Origin of the sequence: Carnobacterium divergens DSM 20623, assembly GCF_000744255.1 — a bacterium.
Taxonomy (GTDB): domain Bacteria; phylum Bacillota; class Bacilli; order Lactobacillales; family Carnobacteriaceae; genus Carnobacterium; species Carnobacterium divergens.
Genome location: NZ_JQLO01000001.1, coordinates 257015 through 280774, shown reverse-complemented (window position 1 = coordinate 280774; position 23760 = coordinate 257015). Strand labels below are relative to the sequence as shown.

Annotated in this window: 22 protein-coding genes and 1 other annotated feature (1 of these 23 running past the window's edge); of the genes, 10 read left to right on the top strand and 12 right to left on the bottom strand. The window is 35.9% G+C overall.

The window, feature by feature from the left end; genetic code table 11:
- Nucleotides 1–113: a binding site (T-box leader), on the bottom strand; it reaches 153 nt to the left of the window's first position.
- A 41-nt stretch (nucleotides 114–154) separates the two neighbouring features.
- The 5 genes from BR52_RS01335 to BR52_RS01315 form a co-directional block, all read right to left on the bottom strand.
- On the bottom strand, nucleotides 155–511 hold the full coding sequence (locus BR52_RS01335; protein ID WP_034568494.1) for a glycine cleavage system protein H: 357 nt from the start codon (nucleotides 509–511) through the stop codon (nucleotides 155–157).
- Between the two features lie 16 nt (nucleotides 512–527).
- Complete coding sequence (locus BR52_RS01330; protein WP_034568492.1) at nucleotides 528–881, bottom strand: arsenate reductase family protein; 354 nt, start codon at nucleotides 879–881, stop codon at nucleotides 528–530.
- 66 nt (nucleotides 882–947) lie between these two features.
- Nucleotides 948–2132: an FtsW/RodA/SpoVE family cell cycle protein gene (locus BR52_RS01325; RefSeq protein ID WP_034568490.1), complete on the bottom strand. Its 1185-nt coding sequence runs from the start codon at nucleotides 2130–2132 to the stop codon at nucleotides 948–950.
- 247 nt (nucleotides 2133–2379) lie between these two features.
- On the bottom strand, nucleotides 2380–3582 hold the full coding sequence (locus BR52_RS01320) for an AI-2E family transporter (RefSeq protein ID WP_034568488.1): 1203 nt from the start codon (nucleotides 3580–3582) through the stop codon (nucleotides 2380–2382).
- A gap of 30 nt (nucleotides 3583–3612) precedes the next feature.
- Complete coding sequence (locus tag BR52_RS01315; protein WP_034568486.1) at nucleotides 3613–3975, bottom strand: PTS glucitol/sorbitol transporter subunit IIA; 363 nt, start codon at nucleotides 3973–3975, stop codon at nucleotides 3613–3615.
- Nucleotides 3976–4204: 229 nt separating this feature from the next.
- Between BR52_RS01315 and BR52_RS01310 the strand changes: the two genes are divergently transcribed.
- The 6 genes from BR52_RS01310 (at nucleotide 4205) to BR52_RS01285 (ending at nucleotide 10717) form a co-directional block, all read left to right on the top strand.
- The gene (locus BR52_RS01310; RefSeq protein ID WP_034568484.1) at nucleotides 4205–6331 is read left to right on the top strand and encodes a CDP-glycerol--glycerophosphate glycerophosphotransferase; all 2127 of its coding nucleotides are present in this window, start codon (nucleotides 4205–4207) and stop codon (nucleotides 6329–6331) included.
- Nucleotides 6332–6472: 141 nt separating this feature from the next.
- The gene (locus BR52_RS01305; protein ID WP_034568482.1) at nucleotides 6473–7504 is read left to right on the top strand and encodes a lactonase family protein; all 1032 of its coding nucleotides are present in this window, start codon (nucleotides 6473–6475) and stop codon (nucleotides 7502–7504) included.
- A 133-nt stretch (nucleotides 7505–7637) separates the two neighbouring features.
- Entirely contained in the window at nucleotides 7638–8531 is an 894-nt protein-coding gene (locus BR52_RS01300) for a VOC family protein (RefSeq protein ID WP_034568480.1), read from the top strand.
- Nucleotides 8528–9487 (top strand): ring-cleaving dioxygenase, encoded by a 960-nt coding sequence (locus BR52_RS01295; RefSeq protein WP_034568478.1) that lies wholly within the window; start codon nucleotides 8528–8530, stop codon nucleotides 9485–9487. The genes BR52_RS01300 and BR52_RS01295 overlap by 4 nt, the downstream gene beginning before the upstream one ends.
- A 1-nt stretch (nucleotide 9488) precedes the next feature.
- Nucleotides 9489–10100: an alpha/beta hydrolase gene (locus tag BR52_RS01290; RefSeq protein ID WP_034568477.1), complete on the top strand. Its 612-nt coding sequence runs from the start codon at nucleotides 9489–9491 to the stop codon at nucleotides 10098–10100.
- Nucleotides 10097–10717 (top strand): flavin reductase family protein, encoded by a 621-nt coding sequence (locus BR52_RS01285; RefSeq protein ID WP_034568475.1) that lies wholly within the window; start codon nucleotides 10097–10099, stop codon nucleotides 10715–10717. Before BR52_RS01290 ends, BR52_RS01285 begins: the two co-directional genes overlap by 4 nt.
- Before the next feature lie 41 nt (nucleotides 10718–10758).
- Here BR52_RS01285 and BR52_RS01280 read toward each other — a convergent pair whose 3' ends face one another.
- Both BR52_RS01280 and BR52_RS01275 read right to left on the bottom strand, forming a co-directional pair.
- Nucleotides 10759–11547, bottom strand: a complete 789-nt coding sequence (locus tag BR52_RS01280; RefSeq protein ID WP_034568473.1) for an EAL domain-containing protein — start codon at nucleotides 11545–11547, stop codon at nucleotides 10759–10761.
- 138 nt (nucleotides 11548–11685) lie between these two features.
- Nucleotides 11686–12192: a PTS sugar transporter subunit IIA gene (locus BR52_RS01275; RefSeq protein WP_034568471.1), complete on the bottom strand. Its 507-nt coding sequence runs from the start codon at nucleotides 12190–12192 to the stop codon at nucleotides 11686–11688.
- A 187-nt stretch (nucleotides 12193–12379) separates the two neighbouring features.
- Between BR52_RS01275 and BR52_RS01270 the strand changes: the two genes are divergently transcribed.
- From BR52_RS01270 to BR52_RS01260, 3 genes are all read left to right on the top strand, one after another.
- Complete coding sequence (locus BR52_RS01270) at nucleotides 12380–13747, top strand: hypothetical protein (protein ID WP_034568469.1); 1368 nt, start codon at nucleotides 12380–12382, stop codon at nucleotides 13745–13747.
- Between the two features lie 83 nt (nucleotides 13748–13830).
- On the top strand, nucleotides 13831–14352 hold the full coding sequence (locus tag BR52_RS01265) for an HdeD family acid-resistance protein (protein ID WP_034568467.1): 522 nt from the start codon (nucleotides 13831–13833) through the stop codon (nucleotides 14350–14352).
- A gap of 210 nt (nucleotides 14353–14562) precedes the next feature.
- On the top strand, nucleotides 14563–15381 hold the full coding sequence (locus BR52_RS01260; protein WP_034568464.1) for an undecaprenyl-diphosphate phosphatase: 819 nt from the start codon (nucleotides 14563–14565) through the stop codon (nucleotides 15379–15381).
- Between the two features lie 48 nt (nucleotides 15382–15429).
- Here the strand turns inward: BR52_RS01260 and BR52_RS01255 are convergent, their stop codons facing one another.
- The 4 genes from BR52_RS01255 to BR52_RS01240 form a co-directional block, all read right to left on the bottom strand.
- Nucleotides 15430–16275 carry a MurR/RpiR family transcriptional regulator gene (locus tag BR52_RS01255; RefSeq protein ID WP_034568462.1) on the bottom strand — a complete coding sequence of 282 codons (846 nt, stop codon included), beginning with the start codon at nucleotides 16273–16275 and terminating at the stop codon, nucleotides 15430–15432.
- Nucleotides 16276–16384: 109 nt separating this feature from the next.
- Nucleotides 16385–17845 carry a PTS transporter subunit EIIC gene (locus tag BR52_RS01250; RefSeq protein ID WP_034568461.1) on the bottom strand — a complete coding sequence of 487 codons (1461 nt, stop codon included), beginning with the start codon at nucleotides 17843–17845 and terminating at the stop codon, nucleotides 16385–16387.
- Between the two features lie 29 nt (nucleotides 17846–17874).
- On the bottom strand, nucleotides 17875–18762 hold the full coding sequence (murQ, locus tag BR52_RS01245) for an N-acetylmuramic acid 6-phosphate etherase (protein WP_034568459.1): 888 nt from the start codon (nucleotides 18760–18762) through the stop codon (nucleotides 17875–17877).
- A 14-nt stretch (nucleotides 18763–18776) separates the two neighbouring features.
- Nucleotides 18777–19844, bottom strand: a complete 1068-nt coding sequence (locus tag BR52_RS01240; protein WP_034568457.1) for a DUF871 domain-containing protein — start codon at nucleotides 19842–19844, stop codon at nucleotides 18777–18779.
- Between the two features lie 383 nt (nucleotides 19845–20227).
- Between BR52_RS01240 and BR52_RS01235 the strand changes: the two genes are divergently transcribed.
- Entirely contained in the window at nucleotides 20228–22105 is a 1878-nt protein-coding gene (locus BR52_RS01235; RefSeq protein WP_034568456.1) for a heavy metal translocating P-type ATPase, read from the top strand.
- 44 nt (nucleotides 22106–22149) lie between these two features.
- On the opposite strand, the gene BR52_RS01230 is transcribed toward BR52_RS01235, so the two are convergent.
- Nucleotides 22150–23499, bottom strand: a complete 1350-nt coding sequence (locus BR52_RS01230) for an aspartate kinase (protein ID WP_034568454.1) — start codon at nucleotides 23497–23499, stop codon at nucleotides 22150–22152.
- Nucleotides 23500–23760 lie beyond the last annotated feature (261 nt).

Genomic DNA, 23760 nt, shown 5'->3' with positions numbered 1-23760 from the left:
ATCTACTCTGCTCAAAGACCATCTTCAGTTCTACGTACATTTCCTCTTTTCAGCTACCGAGGCTCTCTTATTAAATGCGTGTCAAAACTTACTCTTCTTATCATTGCTTTGTTATTTGAATTGTTCTTAGTGTAGCAGACTGGAAAGTTATCTGTCAACCTATTTGTGGTTCTTTTTCAGATAGGGCATTAAATTCCGTTTCATCTACATTGCTTAATACGGCAATCCAGTTTTCACTATAGTTGGTACTATTTAAAGCTTCTGGATTTTCAGACAAGCCTTCATTTTTTCTAACTAATTTACCCGCAAAAGGCGCGGTTAATTCTGTTACTGCTTTTGCTGCTTCCACACCGATTAAGGTTTCGTTTTTTTCGATTGTAGCTGCTGTATCTGTTAAATCAACGAACATCACTTCACCTAAATCGTCTTGTCCTTTAATAGACAACCCTAAAGTATATTCATTTCCTGCTTTTTGAACCCAAAGTCCATTGTCGCTATATCTGATTGTCATGAATTATCGCTCCACTCTATTTCCAATTTGCTTCGTAATCTGCTTCTTTGAAACCTGAGGTCAATTTTTTTCCATCGGTTGTTAACGGACGTTTGATCAACATTCCATCTGAAGCTAGTAATTCGCAAGCTTCTTCTAAATCCATCTCATCCAATTTATCTTTTAAACCTAACTCACGGTATTTTCCACCACTTGTATTAAAAAAGCGACGTATTGGCAAGCCTGACTGCTCAATCCAAGTCTTTAACTCCACTTTTGTTGGAGGTGTTTCTAATAAATTGATTGGCTGATAAGCGACTTCGTTTTGATTTAACCATGCTCTGGCTTTTTTACAAGTTGAGCATCTTGGGTGTTCGTAAAATTGAATCATTATTTGGTTCCTCCCGTTTGTCATTTTATTTAGTATAACATGAGGGTGCATTTCATTGTACTTATTTTAAAATTCTCGTTCTTCATCTGAGAACATATAACTCTTATAATGGTACCGCATCGACATAATCAAACCGATGCCCATCATATTGCCAAGTAACGCCGTTCCACCTTGAGAAATAAAAGGTAGCGGAATTCCTGTTAATGGCAACAGCCCGATACTCATTCCAATATTTTCCAATACGTGGAACAAAATCATCATAATAACACCCGTCGCAATGTAGGCATAAAATTCATTTTTTGTGTCAAAACAAATGCGAATCATTTGATAAATTAATAGGAAATAAATAAAAATCAATAAACAGCTGCCAATGAAACCAAAATTTTCAGCAACTGTTGAGAAAATCATGTCTGACTCTCGGACAGGTACATAGACTTCAAAAATGCCATAGCCTTTACCAAATACCTTCCCAGAACCAATTGCCTTCATACTTTGAACAAGCTGGTATGCTGCATCTGCTGCATCGTGATACGGATCTAACCATGAGTCAATTCGGTCAAATTGATATTCATGAAACCCCATTTTTAGTAAGAAGGGTCTATCGTTCATTACTAGCCACAATGCTCCGCCAAATATCCCAAAAGCAGCAATAAACAGAGGCGCAATAATACGCCAAGTAACCCCTGACATTAAGACCATTCCACCAATAATCGCTAAAAATACAAGCGTCGTTCCTAAATCATTTTGCAATTGAACTAACACTAATGGGACTAATGACGTCAACAACATTTTTCCTAATAATAGAAAATCCGTTGAAACCTGATGCCTTGCATACTCGCTATTGTGCTTTGTTACCACTCGCGCCATCATTAAGATAAACGCAACTTTCATGACTTCTGATGGTTGAAAGGTTAAAGGACCAATCTTGAACCAACTCTTTGCACCAGTTACTTTTTCGGTATCTCGATCGTATAAAAAGAGAACAAGAACCAGTAAAATAATACCGCCCCAATACGCAATGGGGGCGAGCTTCCATAACTGCTCGGAATCAAACTGCATAATAACAGCAATTGCTGCTGCACCAACAACATACCACGCAATATGCATGATGGTTGGTTTTAGACCGTTGTCTTGAGCGATTACGGTCGTTGAATAAATTGTTGCGATACTGATGACACACAACAACATAACCGATAAAATAATGCCGTAATCTATTTTAGACTCTCTTTTTCTTTCAATGTTATCAGTCATCTTTTCAAAAATCTCCTTGTTTTAAGCATTTATCTAATCATACCTTATTTTTATTGCTATTTCTATTAGAAACCAGAACTTCTAGAATGCATTTATTCCAAAAATTGGCTAGAATTCGATTCCTATATTATATAAGACTCTCTCTTTAAAAAAAAGAATCCTTTGCAATTCTTAGCAAATTCTTACAACATCAAAAAGAGTTTGTTCACATTTTATGAACAAACTCTTTTGATTGATTGAACGCACTTTACGTAGACTTTTCAGTTTCTTTTGCGGCTGGGTCGGGTGCTGGGTTGTGATCATGCTTGTACAATCCAGAGACTTCCTTGTACCAATCGAATAAATAGGCGATTAAGACTTTTAAAACAGCGTATCCAGGAATTCCTAAAATAACCCCTACGACACCAAATAATTTTCCTGACGTCAATAACACGATAATAATCGTTACCGGATGGATGTCTAAATTGCTCCCCAAAACCTGTGGAGAAATCACGCGACTTTCAATCGTTTGCTCAATTGCAAAAACAATTAAGACTTTAATTAACATTCCTGGTGAATCAACCAAGCCAATAATAACGGCTGGAACCATCGCTAAAAATGAACCTAAGTATGGAATCAAATTCAAAAATCCAGCTAAAATTCCTAACGTTACCGCATACTCTAACCCACTCACCGCATATCCAACAATAAACATAATGGCAACAAAAAAGGCGACCGTTAATTGACCTCGAATGTATTGACTGATTTGGGTATTCATTTCTTTTAAAACGTTATAGGTCGTGTCTCGCATTTTACTTGGAACTAGCGGCATGATAAAATGCGGCAATCGTTTTCCATCTTTCAATAGATAAAATAAGATAAACGGCATTGTAATCAAGGCGACGATAATATTGGTGACTGTTCCAACAATACTTCCAATACTAGAAAAGGTTGAATTCACCATTCCATTTAATTTGCCTGCCGTAGATGAAAATAAATCTTTGTTTACTGAACTAATTTGAGTCTGTACTTGAGAAAACAAATCACTATTTAGTAAGCCATCTACTTCCGTATTGATTTTTTTCCAATAGTCAGGCCAATTGTCAATAAAGCTCATCGTCTGCTTTTGCATCAATGGAATCAAAATAGCAATTCCCCACACAATCAGACCAATAATTAAGATAAAGACAATGGTAATGCCTATATTTCTTGACACATGACGTTTTTCAAGCCAATCAATTAATGGATTAATCAAATAATATAAAATACCCGCTAAAATAATTGGCAACCCGACAACACTAAAAAAGCTGCCAATAGGTTCAAAAAGATAACTCATCTTAGAAAGCGTAAAAACATTAAGTAAAATCAATAAATTGACTAATAAAACAGTCACAAACTTATTATTTAAAAACCATTTCCAAAACCAAGAAAAAGGTTTGCGATTTGTTTCTGTTTTTTCTGGATTTTCCATTGATTCCAGTTCCTCCTTTTGATTGTAATGTTAATCTTGATAGTAATGAATGGTCGTTCCTTCTTTTATTTCTGGCAAGGCGAATGGGGTTAAGTAGATTCCATTACCAAGCATGTCCTCTGTTGGTACTTCTGTAAAGCTCAAAGTAATATGTCCAATGCTATTTAAATTATCAGAAGCTAAACTGCCTACCGCAGTAATCATGTACACAGTGTCGTCAAAGGCTACCTTTTGTCCTACTTCTAAAGTAATCGCTTCTTTATCTGATGGAAAAGCTTGGATGACTGAAACTTCTCGAATATCTTCTGTTGCTTCTTCTCCAAATAAAATAATAATAGGATCTTTTTGACTGATGGCTTGCGTGCCAATACTCGTTACGGTTCCGGTTAACATGATGTGTTTCCTTCTTTCTATAATTCGTTTTAGTTCCTTTTATTTTAGCATAGAATGAATGGATTTGTTAGGCAGGGGCACTCAACTACGAGCTTCTATTAAGAAAATCGGTTTTCTAGTCACATTACAGTTCCTTTACATTCCCTAGATTTATTTGCCACAGGTTCTGGATACTGGTATTATTAACGTTGGATAATTAGGTAGCAAATCGATATCGGAGGAAACTATTATGTCATTGAGAACATCAATTAGAGATTCTCACTTATTATTAAAAAAGAAAGCTAATGAACCAAGTCTTACCCACCCCACGTTTTCTATCAGTAAACAGGAAGAAGACATTGTCACGAGTGTTTCACTGTCGAAAGAACATCCGGTTTATTTTAAAGAATTCTTTATTTTACATAGAGAAACTGGAAAGCGCTATACCTTTGAAACCATCGTCAGCCAAACGGATACCTTTTCTTTCCGTTTTAATTTAATAGCGTTTATCCATCAAGTATTATCAACTGGGGAACGTGCCCATTTTGAATTTTATTTTGAGATAAGCTATTTTATCGGTGGTGAGTGGATTGAAAAACAAGAACCTCTTTCACTTGATTTATTTGATTACTTTGATTCCTATGGAATTACTCAATTTAAAGATCGTGAAGACTATATCTATCCTTATATTAGTCGTAAAACAAATGGGTTTTGCTTTACTGTAAATATTCCTGTTCGAAGCATTCGTTATATTCAAGATAGCCATATTACTCAGATTAAAACGAAGAAAAATAAAATAGCAATTTCTGGAGAAATTGTATCAAAAGCCATTGCCATCAACCGGATTGATACAGTTATGGTGGGTCGTAAATCAGGCTTAACCCATGTGATTCATTCAAATCATATGCTTGAAGAATTAGAAGCTGGGACACATTTGTATCGTTATGGATATGATCTTTTAATTGATGTAGAGGATTTTGCAATGGAGTTGCTTTTAAATGACTTGGCAGACGAAGAATTTGATCTCTATTTTGATGTGTACTTGAATGGACTTTTTGACCCGACGGTTGTTCGCGTTGCAAATCCTGAAAAAATGCATTCACAAAAAATTTATAAGCACACTTATTTTTCTTACGGCAATACCACGTTTGCCTTTTCACCTAAGTTTAGTACGCAATACCAAGGGCTAAGCATTTGTTCGACTCGTTTTGAAAAAGAAGTGTTTGATTACTTTAAAGAATTATTATGGACTTTTTGGTTTATTCGTCCTTTTTATTTACGTCGAAAAATTTGGATTGTGGGCGAAAAACCTACGCAAGCGTCTTCTAACGGTTTTGATTTTTATCGTTACTTACGCCAGCAGCATCCTGAAAAGGAAGTTTATTATGTCATTGATCCAGCTTCTGATGCTTATCAAAAGCTTCAGCCATTTGGTGAAGACCATCTTTTAAAATACAAATCTAAAGAATACATTTGGCACTTATTGATGAGCGAGACTTTGTTGACGGCCTTCGCCCCTTACGACATTTATCCAACCAGAACCAAGCCTTTATTAAACTTTGTTCGCGCTAAAAAAGTGTACTTGCAAAACGGCATCGTTGGCTTGCAAGATGAGACCAAGACGCTAGGTCGTGGCTCTCTTCAATTTGAAACAGATTTATTTTTGGTGAGTTCTAAAAATGAAAAACGACTCGTACAAGATGTTTTAGGCTATACTGATAAAGAAGTAGCTATTACAGGCTTGTCACGCTATGATCGTCTTTTTGATAATAAGGAAACGCCTGAAATGAAGCAGCAATTGCTCTTTTACCCTATCGATCATGAAACAGGTTTGCATTTCCAAACTGAGTTTATCGATGTCCTTGCTAAAAATTATTTGGCTTTGATTGCTAGCACTGACATGCAAGAGTTTTTAGCTCGTCATAAGCTTGAATTTGTCATCGCTTTACCTCATGCTTTTGAAACATATGTAACAGAATTTGAGGCCTTAAATTGCACTGTTCGTTTGCAACGTATGGATGATCCTATGACTTTAATCAAAGAAAGCAAACTGATGATTACCGATTACGCTTCAGAAGCCTTTGATTTTAGCTTCTTAACTAAACCGGTTGTCTTTTATCAATTTGAAAATAATTTTTACCAACAAAAAGATTCCCTTCAATTGCAGCAGGCGTACCAAAATGAATTGCCTGGTGAAGTAACCGTAAATGCAGATGATTTGATTTGTATTCTTGAGCGGATTGCCTCTGATAACTTTAAAATGAGCAAAGGAAATCAACAAAAAGCAAATTTACTGATTGAGCATAAAGATACGGCCTCAAATGAACGGATTTTTGAAGCAGTTACGCATTTAAAAAAAGGAATGCCTTTCTTATAATCATTTACACACGTTGAAATCATCTATTTCAACGTGTGTTTTTTTCATAAGCCTTCTCCAATAAATTGTTAACCCTTTCAAAATTTTATGCTATACTAAAAGAGTTCAGATGAATACGCAAACATTGGGAGGAATTCAATCATGAAAGAGACTATTTATTTAGGAACTTACACCAAACGCGCTAGTGAAGGTGTTTATCAAATTACATTAGATACTGAGAAAAAACAATTAGAAAATTTAACCGTTGTCGCTAAGGCTGATAGTCCAACTTATCTTGGCTTATCCCCTGACTACAAGACGCTTTATCCTGTTGTAAAAATCGATGGAAAAGGCGGCATGGCATCTTACCGTAAAAATGAAAACGGCGAATTTATTTTCGTCAATGGCGTTACTGCTGAAGGCGCTCCGCCTTGTTACGTTGGAGTAGATGCAACTAGAAACTTCTTATACACCGCTAACTACCACAAAGGCGAAATTGCTGTCTTACAAACAGCTGCTGATGGCACTTTAACGTTGCTGGATACAGTGACTCATCAAGGTTCAAGTGTTCATGAAAATCAACAAACGCCTCATGCTCATTATGCCGACTTAACTCCAGATCAACACTATGTTGTCGCTTGCGATTTAGGAACTGATGAAGTTTATACTTACAGCGTTTCAACCGAAGGAAAGCTAACTGAAGTGGCGCGCTTTAAAGCTGCTCCTGGAACTGGTCCTCGTCATCTTGTTTTCCATCCAAATGGAAAAGTAGCTTATCTTTTTGGTGAATTAGCAAGCGTTGTCGTTGTCTTAAGTTATGATGCTGCAACTGGTCGTTTTAAAGAATTAGAAACCGTGCCGACAATTCCTGAAAATTTCACTGATTTTAACGGTGGCGCTGCTATTCGCCTATCAAAAGATGGAAAATTCCTTTACGCATCCAATCGCGGACATGATTCGATCGTTGTTTACGAAGTTCAAAATGACGGTGCTTCACTAAAACAAATTCAATTAATTAGCACAGAAGGTCAAATCCCTCGTGATTTCAACTTAACTGCAAGAGATGAGTTTGTGGTTGTAGGTCATCAAGAATCTGACAACTTAACCTTATTTGAACGTGACCCTCAGACTGGATTATTAAGTCTTGTTCAAAAGGATGTTTATGCTCCTGAATGTGTTTGTGTCTACGTTTAATAAAATTTCCTTTTTTATAAAACACTGAAACCTCTTGGTTTTCAGTGTTTTTTTTCATACAAAAAACAATTCACTTCCTTTTTGTAAGTAAATAAGGTATACTCTATTTATCAGATAAAAAGGAGGTTCTTTTATGATCAACCAACTTCATCACATTTCAGCATTTACAAAAAATGCCACTGAAAATTATGACTTTTACGCAACTGTTTTAGGTTTACGTCTTGTAAAAAATACAGTAAACCAAGAAAATACAACGATGCGTCATTTATTTTATGGAGATTACGAAGGCACACCTGGAACCTTGCTGACTTTTTTTGAAATTCCAAAGCTAGGTCATCGTGTCGATAAAAAAAGTTATTTTTCAACGGTTTCATTAGCTGTCCCTTCTCACAGTCTAGATTATTGGCAACGTCGCTTTGCTGACTTTAACATTTCAACAACGCTTAAAAACCATGAGCTTTTAGTAGAAGACAACGATGGTTTTAAAATCGCCTTAGTTGAAATGGAGGAACAAATTGCGCCACACAAGGCTACAAAACACACTTCTATTCCTGCTAACAAGCAAATTATTCGGATTGCTAAAGTAAGCATTGTTGCAGATCAATTTAAAGAAACGCAACGCTTTCTTTCTGATTATTTAAGTCTAAAACAAGAAAATGACACTTTTTTTACGGAGCAACATTTGGATCAAACAACCGTCCTTGCCAGTCAGTCAAAAGATCGAACTCGCTTTGGCCGTGGAACAATTGACCACATCGCCTATGGAGTTGACAGCAACGATGAACTAGAAGGCTTCTATCAACAAGCATTAACGGATCAATGGACTATTGAAGAATACGTCGATCGTGGTTACTTTAAAAGCTTGTATATTAAAGAGCCTAGTGGCTTAAGAATTGAATTAGCTACTCTCTCTCCTGGCTTTCAATTAGATGAATCCCTTGAAGAATTAGGAACCCATTTAGCGTTACCCCCATTTTTAGAAAAAAATAGAACAGCCATTGAGGCTCAACTGGAGGAAATAAAATGAACGAATTAAAAGGAATACACCATGTAACAGCAATGACAAGTAGCGCTGAAAAGAATTACCATTTTTTCACTGAGGTATTAGGGATGCGTTTAGTAAAGAAAACGGTAAATCAAGATGATATTCAAACATACCATACCTTTTTTGCAGATGATCGAGGAAGCGCCGGAACTGATATGACTTTTTTTGATTTCCCTGGGATTCCAAAGGGAACAAAAGGAACAAACAGTATTTCAAAAACTTCTTTTCGTGTTCCAAGTGATAACGCGTTAGACTACTGGTTAGAGCGTTTTGATCAACATAACGTGACTCATACGGGCCTTACATCTCAATTTGGCAATAAAAGCATTCAATTTGTCGATTTTGATGGTCAGCAGTATCAATTGATTTCTGATGAACACAATTCTGGTGTTCCTGCAGGAATTCCTTGGCAAAAAGGTCCTGTTCCCTATGATTACGCTATTGTTGGCTTAGGACCAATTTTTCTTACAGTTTCTTCTCTTGATGCAATGCGTTTAATGCTTGTTGAAGTGATGAAAATGAATGAAATTGCTCAAGAAGAAAATGCCTATTTATTTGAAGTTGGCGAAGGTGGAAATGGCGGTCAAGTGATTGTGGAGCATCGTGACGATTTACCACAAGCAATGGAAGGCTTTGGCAATGTGCATCATGTCGCTTTTCGAGTTGAAGATCGTGCTGCTCTTGAAGCTTGGATTAGTCGGATTCAAGATTATAGTTTGCCTCAATCAGGTTACGTCGATCGTTTTTACTTTGAGTCCCTTTACGTTCGAGTAGGTCCGCATATTTTATTTGAGTTTGCAACCGATGGTCCTGGCTTTATGCAAGATGAGCCTTATGAAACGATGGGGGAAAAATTATCATTGCCGCCATTTTTAGAAGCTGAACGTGCAGAAATTGAAAGAATGGTACGCCCATTTGATACAACAAGGAGAGATTAAGATGGAATATATTTATCAAGAAGGCCTTCAAACTGCTCCTCCTCTACTGTTGCTTCATGGAACGGGGGGAGATGAGCACTCTTTAATTGATTTGGCTAGTGCCTTGTCTCCAAACTCAACCGTTTTATCTTTACGTGGAAGGGTTTCTGAAGCAGGGGCAAATCGTTTCTTTCGTCGGTTTGCTGAAGGACAATTTGATTTAGTTGACTTAGAGGTACAAACCGATTACTTGCTTGCCTTTTTAATTGAATTTTCTGACATACACAATATTGCCCTTTACGATTGGGTGGTTGTAGGTTATTCTAACGGGGCTAATATTGGCGCGCATCTTTTGTTAGAACGAATGGAGAGTCCAAATCGAGGGATTTTCTTTCACGGGATGTCTCTTGGAAAACACGAAGCTGATTTTGACTTAGCTAAAAAAAGTGTTTGGTTTTCGGCTGGAATTAACGACCCTATTGTTCCACAAGAGGCAACGAAAGCTCTTGTCGATGCTTTTCAAATGCGACACGGACAAACCGACGTTCTCTGGACCAAACAAGGACATCAACTGACCTATGAAGAAGTTGCCTCTGCTAAGGAATGGCTTGCAACTAAAGGAGCACTAAAATGATTCATTATCGTAGCCAAGATCTTTCAAAGAAGCAGCAGTACAAATTTTTAAGTGGCAGTGTGATTCCGCGACCAATTGCGTGGCTAACAACCCAATCAAAGGATGCTGGTGTGTTAAATATTGCTCCCTTTAGCTTTTTTAGTGGTGTTTCTAACGAGTTGCCCTTGCTTTCTATCGCTATTTTAAGAAGAGATGGCAAATGCAAGGACTCTGCGCGAAATATTTTAGAGACTAAAGAGTTGGTGGTTCATATTGTGGATGAAACGCTTGTCACTGAAATGAACCAGACTGCTGCTTCGCTTGCTTTTGATGAGAGCGAACTCGCCTTAACATCTCTTACTACGACCCCTAGTAAAACGGTAGCTGTGCCAAGTATCGCTGAAGCTAACATTCGTTTTGAAGCTACTTTGCATCAGCACATCCCGGTAACCAATGAGGATGGACAAGTGATTACCGATCTTTTTTTAGTAAACGTTACTGATTTTTACTTTAAGGAATCTGTATTTGATCAAGAACGTGACTATATTTTATCTGCTAAACTACACCCTGTGGCGCGTTTAGCAGGGAACCAATACGCTACTCTCAAAAAAGAATACACGATTACTCGACCTGAGTAATACAAAAGACTCCCTTCAACGTGTGAAGGGAGTCTATCTTATTAGTTAATTAAGCTATTGCCTTCCTTATCTTCCAACCATTTTTCTTTTAATTGACTGAAAGGAATCGCTGCATCAAAATAAAATCCTTGATAAATATCACAACCTAAATCATCCAGAAATTGCAATTGTTCGATTGTTTCAACACCTTCTGCAACCACCTGAATGTTGAGATTGTGGCTTAATTGAATGATTGCGCGAATAATTTCTTGCGTCTTCCAACTGACTAATGCCTCTTGAACAAAAGATTGATCAATCTTTAACGTGTCGATGGGAAAAGCTTTTAAATAGGCTAATGAGCTGTAGCCTTTTCCAAAATCATCTAAACTCAGTTTGATTGCGAGTTCTTTTAATTTAGTCACATTTTTTTGTGCCTTCATCAAGTCTACAATTTCTTTTTTTTCAGTAATTTCTAATTCAAGTTGGGATGGATTAAGCAGTTCTTTCTTTAACTCCTCGATAATGCCTTCAATGTAACGTTCATTTACCAAGTCTTCTGCATTGATATTCACTGAAATAGAAAATTCTTTATGGATAAGCGTTTCAGAATTAAGTTTTGCAACAACTTCTTTGATTAGATACGCTTGCATCTCAGCCATTTTCCCTAAACGAATTACTTCATTTATAAATTCAAATGGAGAAACAATATCAGCTTCGACTTTTAAACGCATTAAGGCTTCTGCACCAATGATTTTTCTGGTTTGTTTTTCAATTTTAGGTTGGTAATAGACACTATATTGTTTTTGTATGATGGCCTTTTGAATCGCTTTGATTTTATGAAGTTGTTCCATTAACCTGCTCCTTTCTGGCGCTTTTCTTATGTAGTGAAGCTACGTATTATCATAGCATATTTGCTTTTAATAAAACATTCAAAAGTGAAGAAATCAAAAAAAACTTGTTATCTTAGGATAACAAGTTTTCCTTTTAAATTAGGCAACTGTATATGAAGCAACTTCTGTGCTTGCTTTTGCTTCACCAGTAACTGTAAGATGATAGTCGGCTACTTTTTCCATATTCGTAATAACAACAACCATCGCATTGTCTTTACCTGCCGCTTTTAATTGCTCTAAGTCAACAGTTGAAATCAATGTTTCTGGCGTAATTAGTTGTCCTTCTGTCACGACTGTATCAAATGGCGCTCCATTTAATTCGACTGTATCTAACCCCATGTGCAATAAAATTTCTACGCCATTATCCATCAAAATCCCCACAGCATGCTTCGTTGGAAAAACACTTAGTACTTTGCCGTTTACTGGAGAATAGATTTTTCCGTCGGTTGGAATTACTGCATAACCGTCTCCCATCATTTTTTGTGAAAAGACTGGATCACTAACCTTATCAATTGCAATCACTTCGCCGTTTGCTGGTGAAAACAATTTCCCTTTTAATTCTGAGACTTCTTTTTGCGCTTCTTTTTTCTTAAATAATCCAAACATCTAAATCCCTCACTTCATTTGTTTAAATTTTATCTAACCCGTCTAGGCTTACACTTTATCATACCATAAAGTGACCATTGTTGAGAATCAAAAAACGAGCAATTTAACAATTCCTTAATTGCTTTTTAAATCAATTTGATTTAGCATTAAAAGTAGTCAAATTTAGGAATTAGGAAGGAATTTCTCAATGAAAAACAAGTTGCTTTTTTTTACGTATGCTGTGGTGAATACAACTTTATTTTTACCTTATTTTTTATACTTGCTAATCGGCAATCATTACCCTACTTTTTTAAACGGTTGGTTTCCATTAATTGTTTTTTATGTGTGTAATTTAACTGGCACTTTTTTGGTTCGTTCTTTTGGAAAAAAGGTCTCCACTAGAGAATTGTTGCTCTTCTTTTTACTCTTAGCTTCTGTTGGCTCTTTCTTAGGGATTTTGGTTTCTATAAATGCTTTGTGGCTAGACCTATCAGCTATTTTACTCGGCTTATCTTGTAGTCTTTTATTGCCACTCTACTTAACGATTCAATACCATGAACGCCGACTATTTCATCGGTCTTTTTCTGGAAAAGATTATGGCTTTGCTTTTTTAACCATACTTTTGTTCATGCCTTTAATTATTCTTTTAGTAAAAGTAAACCTTCCTGAATTAGCCTTTGGTCTGTATGGAATCGCTTTTTTAGTTAGTTTCTTTTTACTAAGAAACTTGCCGCATTACGATCATGGAAAAATGCCAAATACCTCATTTGATAGTCGTTTCTTTCTTTTATTTTTAGTTTTAGCAGGTATGACTTTTGCTGTAAAATCCCTGAGAGTGTTAGCTGATAATCATTTTAGCTTGATTTTAATGACCTTGCTTGCCATTCTTTTGATTGGAGTGTTTTATTTAATTCAACACTCTTCCTTTAAATTTAGCTTACCTCGTTATGTTTATCTATTCAGTTTTTTACAGGGAATGTTAACAAATTTCTTTATTTTATTTGGAACATTTTATCTTTTCTCTTTACAAAAAGGAGTATATCTCTATTCATTTATCTATCTAGCTTACGGGTTAGGAATTATCAGCTCGTTATTTTTAGGCACTAAAGTTTTAAATTTGTTCCCAAAAGTAGAAAAAGTAACGCTTTGTGGTATTTCCTTGTTAGTGGGAACCGGATTGATTTTTATTCCAGTTTGCATTCCAGTTGGTGGATTTTTAATTGGTTTTTTTAGTAATCTTAATAGTTCATTGCTTAATAAAGTTGCTTACACAAAAACCACTGGACTTAAGGATAGCAGTTTATTGGTGAAAAATAGATGGGGAAAGTTAGGGAGTATCTTTCAACAAAGTCTTTTATTTTTATTGTTTATTAGTTTTTGTCATTTCTTTGAAATCCCTATTCTTTCTTTACTAGAAACAATTACAGGTAAATCCCTTGCGCCTCATTTAACGAGCATTGTATTTGTTTTAAGAATAACGGGCGGAGTTATTTTATTTGGAATTTCTGTCTGTTACCTGACAACTCTCTATTTTTACGAGAAGGAATTGAAAACAAAGCAAGCCCCTATTAATTAGTTTTTTTAAGGGTTATGAGAAGAAATTTTCTGCGTCTTATAGTATGCTTATTAGGTACTTACTTAACTAGGAGGCGAAAGCTCATGAAGAATTTTTTTAAAACCTTATTATTACTGAGTGGCATCTTAATGATTGTCTTAGGTTTTTGGTTTATTTTCAACCCAAGCGGTTCTCTGAAAACAGCTATTATCTTGATTGGGTTATTATTAGCAGCAAACGGTGTGATTGAAATCTTTTCTTATATTCAAGAACGTAGAGTATGGAATATATCCAATTGGGTTTTATTTGATGGGATTGCTTCTCTTGTAGCCGGTGGCTTTATTTTATTCGATACAGCAATCGCTCAAAAAACATTGGTCTTATTATTTGCTATCTGGGTTTTATTTTCAGGTATTATGCGTTTAATGACTGCTGTTGCAATGAAGAATTTCCCTGGCTGGACTTGGATTTTAACCTTGGGTGTTATTGCTGTAATTGTAGCAATTATTTCTTTCTTTAGTCCCATTTTGATTGGAATTGGGATTGGCTTAATTTTGGGAGCATTCTTTATTATCCAAGGATTTAGCTGCATTATGGTTTATCTTGCAATTAAAAATTATCGTTAAACAAAGAATCGTTTGTCTTTAGAGGCAAACGATTTTTTTGTGAATTATTTCCGGGGAAATAATCTACGGTTTTTTTTAAGGTTTAGGATTTCTTAAAAATCTATAAATATTCATTATTTCATTAGGAATATTTACAAAAAAAGCTTATACTAATAGTTACTGAGCCTATTTTAAAATAGGAAATAATTTTGAGAGGAAGATATATCACGTATGATTGAAATTCTAAAAGCCGTACTTTTAGGAATCGTTGAGGGAATTACTGAATGGTTACCGATTAGTAGTACAGGTCATATGATTTTAGTAGACGAATTTATTAAGTTAAATACTTCTGCTGCCTTTAAAGAAATGTTTTTTGTTGTTATTCAATTAGGAGCTATTTTAGCAGTTGTTGTCCTCTATTTTCACAAGTTAAATCCTTTTTCCCCTAAAAAAACAAAGGAGGAAAAATCAGACACCTTCTCCCTTTGGTTTAAAGTAATCGTAGCTGTATTACCTGCTGCTGTCATTGGGTTAAAGTTTGACGATATGTTAGAAGCAAAGTTCTATAACTTTCAAACCGTTGCATTCACATTAATTATTTATGGTATTTTATTTATTGTTATTGAAAATTGGAATAAGGACAGAAAACCGGCAATTACTACCTTCAATCAACTGACTTATAAAACAGCCTTATTGATTGGTGTTTTCCAAGTGTTGGCCTTAATTCCTGGAACTTCACGTTCAGGCGCGACCATTATTGGTGCAATTATTTTAGGAACATCCCGTTACATTGCTGCTGAATTTTCATTCTTCTTATCAATTCCAGTTATGTTTGGTGCAAGTTTACTAAAACTTGTGAAATTCGGGTTCCACTTTACTGGTATGGAATATGCTATTCTGTTTACCGGCATGATCGTGGCCTTTGTCGTATCTATTATCGCAATTAAATTCTTAATGAGCTATATCAAACAAAATGACTTTAAAGCCTTTGGGTACTATCGTATTATTTTAGGTGTAATTTTGATTGGGTATATGGTCTTATTTAAATAAGTAAGTAAAAACGAACCAGCAGTCAGAAATGACTGTCGGTTCGTTTTTTTAGTTCAATAATTGAATTCCCGCCTTCGATTTTTCTAATCTCTCTAAAATGGTTTCGTAATTTTTAGTAGCAAAATCATAGAAAAGCAAATCGATTGCGTATAGTTGTGTTAGTAGGGAACTGGTAGCAGCACTTCTTAAAGGTGCTTCACCACTAATGCCTGTTTGTAAGGAAATCGTCGACAATTTCTTTAAGGAATTATCGCCTAGCTCTGTTAATGAAATGGTTTGAAGGCCAAATTTTTGCGCTGCCTTCATCAATTGAATGACTTCTTTTGTTTCTCCACTATTAGAAATACCAAAGAAAATCGCCTCTTTTGGAGCTGTTGACATTGAAGCCACCAAGGAATGTGTATCTAGCGTGCTCATGACATGTTTGCCAATTCGACTGTACTTTTGTTGGATATCTAGCGCCACTAAATGAGAGGCTCCTAGTCCATAAGTATAGATAATGGGGCTTTGATTGAAAGCTTTGGTTACTTCTTCCACTTGAGCGGTCTCTAGTAATTTACTGGTTTCTCTTAAAACATGTTCAGTTGTTAATAATAATTTTTTCTTCATTTGTTCAAATTCTTCGTCTGGTAGTATCTCGGTGTATAGCTTTTCTTCAATCATTTTTGATTCAGCCGACAATTGGAGCTTTAATTCGGTAAAGCCTTTTAGACCGATTGAATGGCAAAAACGAATGATTGCAGCTGGACTTGAATTGGCTGATTTCCCTAATTGAGTCGCATTCATTTGGATAATTTTTTGGGGATCCTTTAAAATTGCTTCGCCAATTTTTTGTTCTGATTTAGGTAATGAAGCAAGTTTTTCTTGGATAACAAATAGAATATTAGGTTGCATAAAATCCCTCTCTTTTTAACTTTAAAAGACATCTGAACCTTACATTCACATGTCTTTTAAGTTTATTCATTTATCCTATCATTAATTTATTAGAGAAACAATCCTAATTTTATAGTTCAGTTGGTTCCATTGCTTCTTTTGGAACTCCAAAGAAATACGTAGCAATAAATCCACCTGCGTAAGCTGCTAATAATCCTAAAATATAGCCAATCCATTGTCCATTTGCAATAAGAGGAATTAAAGCTACCCCACTTGGACCAATGGCAATTGCACCAATTCCACCGAGAGCTCCAATTACAGCTCCACCGATACCGCCACCAATACAAGCGGTTACAAAAGGTCTCCCTAATGGTAACGTCACGCCGTAAATCAATGGCTCACCAATTCCTAAAATACCTACAGGCAATGCACCTTTAATCATGTTGGTCAATTGCTTGTTCTTTTTACATTTCAACCACAGTGCGCAGGCTGCTCCAACTTGACCGCCACCAGCCATAGCTAAAATAGGCAATAGTAACGTCATTCCAGTTGAACTAATCATTTCAATATGAATTGGAGTTAAGACTTGATGTAATCCAAACATCACCATCGGTAAGAATAAAGCACCTAAAACAAAACCTGCAAATGCGCCACCAATGGTTAAGACCCAGTTGATTGCACCTACTAGCGCTGTTGAGATTGCTCCTGCAACAGGCATAATTAAGAAAATCGTCAATAAACCAATCACTAATAATGCAATCGTTGGTGTTAAAATAATATCAATTGCTTCTGGAATCACTTTATGAAGACGTTTTTCAAGTAAAGCAATCAGCCAAACTGCTAGAATGACACCAATAATCCCACCTTGCCCAGGTGAAAGTGTCCCACCGGTTAAAATATTAGGCAATGGCGCTTCAGGTGTCATACCGCTTAGATAAACGATCCCACCAACGATTCCACCTAATGCTTCAGTTGCACCAAATTCTCTAGCTGCATTGATCCCAACATAAATTTGCAAGTACGTAAACAAACCGTTTTTAATAATGTTAAGGACAAGAACACTATTTGCCCAATTATCGCCACTAATCGTTCCAGCCACCAGCATATTCGATAAAACAGCTGCTATTCCGCCAATAATACCTGCACCAACAAATGCTGGAATCATCGGAACAAAAATATTTGAGATTGATTTTAAAGCTCTTTTAAAAGGTGTATTATTTTTCTTTTTCTGTTTAGCTTTAGTTTCACGAGCCAGTTCTTCAGCTGCCTCTAAACCTGTTTTATTTCCTTTTACAGGTTGATTGGTTTCTTGGATCATGATTGGATCACCTAAGCGAACGCCTGCCATTTCTACCATTTTATTGGCTACTTTATTCACTGTTCCAGGGCCAACAATGACTTGTAATGTATCATCTTCAACGACACCCATCACGCCATCAATTGCTTTTAATCCAACTAAGTCAACCTTCTCTTCATCATTTAATGACATTCGTACACGAGTCATACAATGAATAATTTTATTGACGTTCCCCATTCCACCAACTTTTTCATAAATCTCTCTTGCCAAACGCTCTTCTTTTAATTCAGCCATTTTCTATTCCCCTTTTCTTTCTAAAGTGGTTAAATCGTTTTGCGAATAAAGCCATTTGCTTTTGTTAATTTTTCAGTTGCCTCTTCTTTAGTGCTATCTGTCAAAATCATTACAATTGCTAATTTCACCTGCTGGTCTGCTTCAATAAATGTAAGACTAGCCTTTTCATAGCTACATTCAGTGGCTTGCATGATGATTCGTTTTGATCGTTCTTCTAATTTTTCATTCGTTGGTTTTACATCTACCATTAAATTTTGATACACTTTTCCAATCCCAATCATCGAGATGGTTGATAGCATATTCAGAACTAATTTTTGCGCGGTTCCTGATTTTAAGCGTGTTGAACCGGTTAAGATTTCAGGACCTGCATCCACTTCAATTGGGTAAGTTGCATATTGACTAATTTCAGCTTCTTTATTACATGAAAGTGTTGCGGTTGTAGCTCCTACTTTAGTTGCGTACTCTAACCCACCAATCACATATGGCGTCCGTCCACTGGCAGCAATTCCGATTACAATATCATCAGCTGTTAGGGAAATTGCTTTTAAATCAGATTCTCCAAACTCTTTTGAATCCTCTGCGCCTTCAACAGCTACCGTCATGGCTTCCATTCCACCCGCTATTAAACCTTGAACCATCGATGGATCTGCACTAAAGGTTGGTACACATTCGGCTGCATCTAGTACGCCTAACCGACCACTTGTTCCAGCTCCCATGTAAATTAAGCGTCCGCCTGCTTTAAATGATTTAATAATGTTATCAATGACTGTCGTGATACTTGCTAATTCTTTTTCAACAGCTACGGCTACTTTTTGGTCTTCTTGGTTCATAATACGAGCGACCTCTGCAGTTGATAGTTCATCCAATCGCATGGTTTCTTCGTTTCTTGTCTCTGTTGTTAATTTCTCTAAATTCATTTTATTTCCTACTTTCAATTCATTGATTTTAGTTTAAATTGCTGACCTGCAAGACACCAATCGATTAAATCTAAATCAGTCTCTACAACTTTTGCAATTGTATTCACTTTTTTGTCTGCTTTTAAATCTAGTTTGGTAATCTGAATCTCTCCCATATAGCGCCCATATAATTCGTTATCAATTGTGATACTTCCTTTCGAGCGGGGTTGAAGATTTTCTTCTGGTTTGATCTCTACTCTTGGCTTAAATCGTGCTTCCGCACTTCGTAGAACGTCTCTAGCTGGATCCATTCGGTTCCAATGATTTCCAGTAATTAAATCTAAATAAATGGGATTGTGGCTCACTTGCGTATACTTTAAAATAAGCGTTTGTTCTTGATAATAAGCTTTAAACTGTTCTCTTGTTTCATCTGTTATGGAAGGATCTCCAATATAAATATCATCTACCAATCCTATTTTAGTCAATTCAATGCTACATGCTAGCGGATGCTTAAAGCGATGATCTTCTATAGTTGGCAACTGTTGAAAGAGGGGCCCTCTTAATTTCCCATTGCCTGGTACAAAAGCCATTATTCTAAAACCTAAGCTTTTTAACCAGTTATTTTTTTCAAGAAATGTAGGCATGTCTAAGCCTGTTTCTGGTCGTGGATAATAGTTATGCCAAGCTTCCATATTTTCAAAATTTGCTCCATATTTTCTTAATTCATGAACGTCTTCTTCACTAATGGTACTTGCATTGAGAGCCACTTTTAAATGATTGCTGACGGATGCGATGGTTTTATTGGAGATTGCATAATCCATTCGCAACCCTGTAATACCAGTTGCTAAAATTTCAATGGGTCGATCAAAGGATAAGCCGATCTTCGTTAAGGCTTCACCAGAAATATCCACCATTAACTCCATGTTCAGTTTTTTAGCGAACGAGCTTAGTTTTGCTAAGCGCTTACGATAATGGCTGACGTTGTCTTCTGGAATATGAAGAGATGAGAAGATTCCAGAGAATCCGCTTTCATTCATTTTATAAAGATACTGCTCTGTTTCCTCTGTTAACTCTTCACCTAAAAAGATGGAAATACCTAACATATTGTCCCTCCTTAAAAAATCTTTTCTTTACTTGAACATATCATAACTCTTTAGAAATGAAATTTCAAGTAATTTTGAAATTTTATTTTAAAAAAACGAATTAATTTCTTTTGAAACTAGATATTAAAAGTATTTTCCAACTAGTTCAAATAATAAAAACGATAATTAATAAAATTTAATTTTACTCAAATTTGAATTACTCGTCTAAAAGAAAACTTTCTATCTCCTTTAATTGATATTCATTCTCATTGGGAAAATCATCTTTTGTCTTAAATATAGACATTGATAGTAATTATCACTATCAACTAATTAGAATCATTATCATTTAGTTTTTGATTTTGGTATGCTTGGTTTATCAAAAAATAGTTTAGGAGGAATTTTTAATGACTTTTCTTAAGAACAACAAAGCCATGACTGCGACTATCCTTAGCGGGATTCTTATTTTAGTAGGATGGCTATTCAAAATAAATCATTTCGAAACTACTGCAATCATTATTTTTCTCACTTCATTTGTCATTGGAGGATTTAAACAAGCTAAGGAAGGCATTCAAGATACTTGGGTCAACAAACACTTAAATGTTGATATTTTAATGGTCTTGGCTGCCATCGGTGCGTCGATTATTGGTTACTGGATGGAAGGTGCTTTATTGATCTTTATTTTTTCATTAAGCGGTTCGCTAGAAGAATACGCAACTGAAAAAAGTTCAAAGGCCATTGCCAGTTTAATGCAAATGCAGCCAGAAACCGCACTTAAAGTCCAACCCGATGGTTCATTTCTGGAGGTTTCTATTAATGAGTTAACAATTGGCGATACCTTATTTGTACCAAAAGGAGGCAGTATTCCAATTGATGGTCTATTAAAAACGGACAATGCTTTAATTGATGAAGCAGCCATTACTGGAGAGCCTATTCCTGTTTCTAAAGATACTGGCGCTGAACTGTTTGGCGGAACGATTAATTTAAATGATGCGCTGACAATGAGTGTCACTAAAATTGCAGACGACACTCTTTTTGCTAAAATTATTCGATTAGTAAACGAAGCTCAGAATACCCCTTCAAAAACAGCTACCATGATCGAACGCATTGAAAATATCTATGTAAAAATTGTTTTGATTTTTGTGCCGATTATGATTGCGGTCTTCTATTTTATTTTCCAATGGGGTTGGAACGAATCTTTTTATCGCGGCATGGTGCTATTAGTTGTTGCGTCGCCTTGTGCTTTAGTTGCATCCGCAACACCCGCTACGCTAGCAGCCATTTCAAATGGTGCAAAACGCGGAATTTTATTTAAGGGTGGCGCCTATTTAGAAAATTTTAGCCAACTAAAAGCCATTGCGTTTGATAAAACGGGAACCTTAACAAAAGGCATTCCTGTTGTAACAGATTCCTTTTTTGATGAACAAATAGACACTCAAAAGCTCTTAAATGTTTGTGTGGCTCTTGAAAAAACGTCTACTCATCCATTAGCAAAAGCAATTGTGACAAAATTCAATGATCAAACGACTGAGACTTTGGAAGACATCATTATTAAGGATATTACTGGACACGGTCTAGAATGTGTTGCTTATAATCAATTGTGGCGAATTGGGAAAAAAGATTTTATTTTTAATGAGGAAAATCTCAATCGACCTTTTTTATCAACAGCCGAAGCTTTGCAGTTAGAAGGAAAAACCGTTACGTATATTAGTTGCGACCATCAAATCGTAGGCTATATCGGACTTCTTGATGTAGCAAAAGCAGATGCAAAAGAGATGATTGCCTTCTTTAAAAAGCAAGGTATCCATACCGTTATGTTGACTGGTGATAATGAACAGACTGGAAAAACGATTGGAACAGAATTGGGAATTGATGAAATTAAGGCGAATTGCTTACCAGAAGATAAAACTGCCATCATCAAAGAACTTAAGGAACAATATGGAACGATTGGTATGGTAGGCGATGGCATCAATGACGCCCCTGCTTTGGCAAATGCTTCAATTGGAATTGCCATGGGAAATGGTACAGATATTGCAATGGATGTAGCTGACGTTGTACTCATGAAAAATCAACTGAATAAATTGACTTATAGTTATCAGCTTTCTGAAAAACTAAAAAAAGTTACGTTGCAAAATATGATTTTTTCAATTTCTGTTATCTCCTTATTAATTTTATCCAATTTATTCCAAATGATTAATTTGCCACTTGGAGTTGTAGGACATGAAGGAAGTACCATTTTGGTTATTTTAAATGGACTCCGCCTGTTAAAAACGTTAAAAGCATAAAACGACCGACAGATAAAAGAATTTTTTATCTGTCGGTCGTTTTTCTAGTTGAAAAATGCTTGGTAAAGTGCTTTTAGTGCCTTGTCTTCATCTACTTCTTGAACGCCAAACATCATGCTGACTTCTGAAGACCCTTGATTGATCATCTCAATATTGATTCCATGTTCCGCTAATGCCTCTGATGCTTTTGCCATCGTTCCTACATTACAGCGCATCTCTTCTCCCACAACCATCATTAAGGCTAAGTTATGTTGAATCACAACTTTATCAGCATGTAAATCTTCTTTTAATCGATTTAACAACTCATTTTCCTGACTTTCTGAAAGCTGATTGCTACGAAGAATCACTGTCAAATCATCAATGCCAGAAGGAGTGTGTTCATAGCTTAAACCGGCATCTTCAAGAATTTCGAGCATCTTTCGTCCAAAACCAATTTCTCTATTCATCAAATATTTTTCAATATAAATACTGCTAAATCCTGGTGAGCTTGCAATTCCAACGACAGCTCCTGGGCTTTTTTCTCGTGTGGTGGCAATTCTAGTTCCAACTGCATGTGGGTTATTCGTGTTTTTAATTTGTACGGGTACGCCCGCCTTAAAAGCTGGGTAAAGAGCTTCGTCGTGAAACACCGAAAATCCAGCGTAAGAAAGTTCACGCATTTCTTTATACGTTAGTGTCTCAATTTCTTGAGGTTTGTCTACGACATTAGGATTTGCTGCATAAATTGCGTCTACATCGGTAAAATTTTCGTAGAGCTCTGCTTGCAGTCCATTGGCTAAAATAGCCCCCGTAATATCTGAACCCCCACGGGAAAATGTAATTAATTTGCCTTCTTTTGTATAGCCAAAAAAACCCGGAACAATTAAAACACCTGCTTGCTTTCTTAATTCATACAGACGCTCATAGGATTCTGGAAGCACTTGTGCATTTCCTGGCTCATCTGTGACAAATAAACCAGCTTCCATTGGGTTGACATAGGTCGCTTCAAGCCCTTCATGGTTGAAGTAGGCTGCAATTAATTTTGCGTTATTGTTCTCTCCGCTTGCCTTAAAAGCATCTAAAAAATAGTCTGGTTGGGATTTATCCCCTAATGCAAGTGTTTCTAAATCCCTTTTAATTTCATCAATAATTGCTAAATCTAAGTTCAAATCAACCGCCATTTCTTCATAACGCGCGATTATTTTGACTAAAACAGGTTGATAGGCTTCATTCAAAAGTGCTTTTGTGCCGCAATCAATTAATAAATCCGTTACTTTGTCATCAGCTTTTGAGCGTTTACCTGGAGCAGATACGACAACCACCTTACGTTGCGAATCCTCTTTTACAATCTGAAATACTTTTTTTAATTGGGTTGCCGAAGCTAAAGAACTCCCACCGAATTTAATCACTTTCATTGCGTCACATCCTTTTTCTCATTTTTTTTTAACATACTTATCATTTTCCCTCTTTTTTACGAAAGAATCAATCTTTTTTTGCATTAAAATCCACTTTTTTAGTATTTTATCGAAAATTGATCACGATATTCAAAAAATAGTAGTTTTCCATTCAATTTTTAACAAAAAAATAAAAAGAAAACGATAGTCCCTCTTCGTTTTATTATAATAATATTCATTAGATAACTTCTATTTTCTCATCAATTAGATTATAATAGAAAG

Bases quoted from the DNA above. Each gene is read 5' to 3' on its own strand.
- BR52_RS01335 (WP_034568494.1), bottom strand. From the start codon at position 511: ATGACAATCAGATATAGCGACAATGGACTTTGGGTTCAAAAAGCAGGA.
- BR52_RS01330 (WP_034568492.1), bottom strand. From the start codon at position 881: ATGATTCAATTTTACGAACACCCAAGATGCTCAACTTGTAAAAAAGCC.
- BR52_RS01325 (WP_034568490.1), bottom strand. From the start codon at position 2,132: ATGACTGATAACATTGAAAGAAAAAGAGAGTCTAAAATAGATTACGGC.
- BR52_RS01320 (WP_034568488.1), bottom strand. From the start codon at position 3,582: ATGGAAAATCCAGAAAAAACAGAAACAAATCGCAAACCTTTTTCTTGG.
- BR52_RS01315 (WP_034568486.1), bottom strand. From the start codon at position 3,975: ATGTTAACCGGAACCGTAACGAGTATTGGCACGCAAGCCATCAGTCAA.
- BR52_RS01310 (WP_034568484.1), top strand. From the start codon at position 4,205: ATGTCATTGAGAACATCAATTAGAGATTCTCACTTATTATTAAAAAAG.
- BR52_RS01305 (WP_034568482.1), top strand. From the start codon at position 6,473: ATGAAAGAGACTATTTATTTAGGAACTTACACCAAACGCGCTAGTGAA.
- BR52_RS01300 (WP_034568480.1), top strand. From the start codon at position 7,638: ATGATCAACCAACTTCATCACATTTCAGCATTTACAAAAAATGCCACT.
- BR52_RS01295 (WP_034568478.1), top strand. From the start codon at position 8,528: ATGAACGAATTAAAAGGAATACACCATGTAACAGCAATGACAAGTAGC.
- BR52_RS01290 (WP_034568477.1), top strand. From the start codon at position 9,489: ATGGAATATATTTATCAAGAAGGCCTTCAAACTGCTCCTCCTCTACTG.
- BR52_RS01285 (WP_034568475.1), top strand. From the start codon at position 10,097: ATGATTCATTATCGTAGCCAAGATCTTTCAAAGAAGCAGCAGTACAAA.
- BR52_RS01280 (WP_034568473.1), bottom strand. From the start codon at position 11,547: ATGGAACAACTTCATAAAATCAAAGCGATTCAAAAGGCCATCATACAA.
- BR52_RS01275 (WP_034568471.1), bottom strand. From the start codon at position 12,192: ATGTTTGGATTATTTAAGAAAAAAGAAGCGCAAAAAGAAGTCTCAGAA.
- BR52_RS01270 (WP_034568469.1), top strand. From the start codon at position 12,380: ATGAAAAACAAGTTGCTTTTTTTTACGTATGCTGTGGTGAATACAACT.
- BR52_RS01265 (WP_034568467.1), top strand. From the start codon at position 13,831: ATGAAGAATTTTTTTAAAACCTTATTATTACTGAGTGGCATCTTAATG.
- BR52_RS01260 (WP_034568464.1), top strand. From the start codon at position 14,563: ATGATTGAAATTCTAAAAGCCGTACTTTTAGGAATCGTTGAGGGAATT.
- BR52_RS01255 (WP_034568462.1), bottom strand. From the start codon at position 16,275: ATGCAACCTAATATTCTATTTGTTATCCAAGAAAAACTTGCTTCATTA.
- BR52_RS01250 (WP_034568461.1), bottom strand. From the start codon at position 17,845: ATGGCTGAATTAAAAGAAGAGCGTTTGGCAAGAGAGATTTATGAAAAA.
- murQ (WP_034568459.1), bottom strand. From the start codon at position 18,762: ATGAATTTAGAGAAATTAACAACAGAGACAAGAAACGAAGAAACCATG.
- BR52_RS01240 (WP_034568457.1), bottom strand. From the start codon at position 19,844: ATGTTAGGTATTTCCATCTTTTTAGGTGAAGAGTTAACAGAGGAAACA.
- BR52_RS01235 (WP_034568456.1), top strand. From the start codon at position 20,228: ATGACTTTTCTTAAGAACAACAAAGCCATGACTGCGACTATCCTTAGC.
- BR52_RS01230 (WP_034568454.1), bottom strand. From the start codon at position 23,499: ATGAAAGTGATTAAATTCGGTGGGAGTTCTTTAGCTTCGGCAACCCAA.